Source organism: Polynucleobacter sp. 15G-AUS-farblos (assembly GCF_018882445.1).
Taxonomy (GTDB): Bacteria; Pseudomonadota; Gammaproteobacteria; order Burkholderiales; family Burkholderiaceae; genus Polynucleobacter.
This window is the reverse complement of record NZ_JACVOM010000010.1, coordinates 1-2182: the sequence shown is the minus strand read 5'-3', so window position 1 is coordinate 2182 and position 2182 is coordinate 1. Positions and strand designations below refer to the sequence as shown.

The following is a 2182-nucleotide window of genomic DNA, read 5'->3' as shown; positions in this document are numbered from 1 at the left end:
GACACAAAACGTAGCTTTTCATCCATCTTCGTACTTTCATTCCACGGCATAGAGTGGTCCCTCCTATGCCAAAAACTGTAAAGTATGTGTCCGGTATAAAGTGTTAACTATGTGTCGAGTCGTACAAAACCCTCATCAGTAATGGTGGGGGTTTTGTCTTTTGAGGGTTACTTTAAGTAACGCTTGTTAAGATCGTGTACCTATGCTAATATGCATGAAATTTCAATAAAAAATCATGCAAAAAGAGCCAGTAAAACCCTCCTTAAGTACTTCGCCTGAATTACGCAATAGCGCATTGGGGAGGCTTCGCTCGCACCTTAAGAGGGGTCATGTCTATAGAAGAGAGGATCTTTTAGGTGACTCCAATGCAGTTGATCGTCATTTAAAACAATTGGTTGATGCAGGTGATTTAGAAAAGCTTGCCCAAGGACTATATTACGCACCCAAATCATCTGTATTTGGTAGGGTGCCTCCGAAAGACAATGTGCTAGTAGAAGCCTTTTTAAAAGACGAGAACTTTTTGTTGCTCTCACCTAATAGCTACAACTCCTTGGGTCTAGGAACAACCCAGCTCTATAACAAGACTGTGGTGTACAACCATAAACGCCATGGCGTCTTTAAATTGGGTAATAGAAGTTTTGAATTTCGGGTAAAACCGCGCTTTCCAAAAAAGCTGGATAAAGAATTCTTATTGGTAGATCTATTGAATAATCTAGATTCGCTTGCCGAGAATAAAGATGATGTATTGGCTAAGGCAGAGAAGCAGTTAAATAAGTTTGAAACTACTAAATTGCAAAAAACAGTTAGTGCTTATGGGGCAGGAAGAACAAAGAAGCGGGTTTCATCTTGGTTGCGTGATACGCAGAGAGCGAGTACTTAGTGCTTTTGCATGAACATAAGGATTTCAAAGATCTGATTGCTGCTGTATCAGACAATATGGGTATTGATCCCACATTGGTTGAAAAGGATTATTGGATCATGCATTGCCTTTGGGGATTGCAGCAACAAGGATTTACATTTGAACTGAAGGGCGGAACTTCATTATCCAAGGGGTTTGGACTCATTCATCGCTTTTCCGAAGATATTGATATCCGCATTAAGCCGCCAGTAGGCATGGATGTTAAGACTGGCAAAAATCAAGATAAAGAAGCGCACATAAAATCTCGATCTGATTTTTACGATTGGGTGGCCAGTGAACTGAAGATTCTTGGTATACAAGATGTTGTGCGAGATCATGCATTTGATGACTCAGAAAAAATGCGCAGTGGTGGGGTCCGCTTAAATTACCAATCAATAATGCCATCGTTGGGTGGTTTAAAGGATGGTGTTTTATTAGAGTTAGGCTTTGACGATACGGCACCCAATCAGCCGGTAGATATTTCATCGTGGGCATACGATTATGCGATTAAGTACGTCAAAGACATTGATGACAATAGAGCCAAAAATATCTTGTGTTACTTGCCTGAATATACTTTTGTGGAAAAATTGCAAACCATCTCTACGAAGTATCGCCAATACAAAGATGGCAAAGGATTTCCTAAGAACTTCCTAAGGCATTACTACGACGTATATTGCCTCTTGGATTGCTCATCAGTGTTGGAATTTATTAAGACTGATAGGTATCAGACTAGGAAGGTAGAGCGTTTTCCCAAGTCCGATAATTTAATCATTTCTCAAAACCCAGCTTTTCTTCTGAGTGATTCGGAAGACCGAAAGTTGTTTGAATCAGAATATCAAAAAGTAGCTAGCCTATATTACAAAGGCCAGCCAAATTTTCCTGATCTATTAAATCGGATTAGTCAGCATCTAAAGGTTTTGTAGGTAAATCCATTTTGGAGCAACGAAGTGTTAGATGGTTGTTCCAAAATTCCTTTGGTTTCGAAAACCAAAGCCCGATAGAGCTCTTCTAGTAAATTGGTGAATTTGCTTACACATTTGCTTACACACCGGCACTGACCACCCGCAGATCCCCTGTTTATATGGGTCTACCTTAGATATCTGCTCTCATAATCCTTTGGTCCCAGGTTCAAGTCCTGGTGGGCCCACCAGCAATATCAAGGTACGTACCGGACACATGCTTTACGTCCGGTACCGACCACATGGTTTTCACCTTTACCAATCACATCCCCAATACTTTGGGACCAAATGGATTTTCTAGGGCTTGTACCCGCGAAGACTCCAT

General features: G+C 40.9%; 2 protein-coding genes. Both read left to right on the top strand.

Translation table 11 applies throughout. From position 1 onward, the window contains the following. The first annotated feature begins 235 nt into the window (after window positions 1-235). The gene (locus tag ICN41_RS11170) at window positions 236-880 is read left to right on the top strand and encodes a DUF6088 family protein (RefSeq protein ID WP_223146617.1); all 645 of its coding nucleotides are present in this window, start codon (window positions 236-238) and stop codon (window positions 878-880) included. Next, window positions 880-1821 carry a nucleotidyl transferase AbiEii/AbiGii toxin family protein gene (locus tag ICN41_RS11165; protein ID WP_370629131.1) on the top strand — a complete coding sequence of 314 codons (942 nt, stop codon included), beginning with the start codon at window positions 880-882 and terminating at the stop codon, window positions 1819-1821. The genes ICN41_RS11170 and ICN41_RS11165 overlap by 1 nt, the downstream gene beginning before the upstream one ends. Window positions 1822-2182 lie beyond the last annotated feature (361 nt).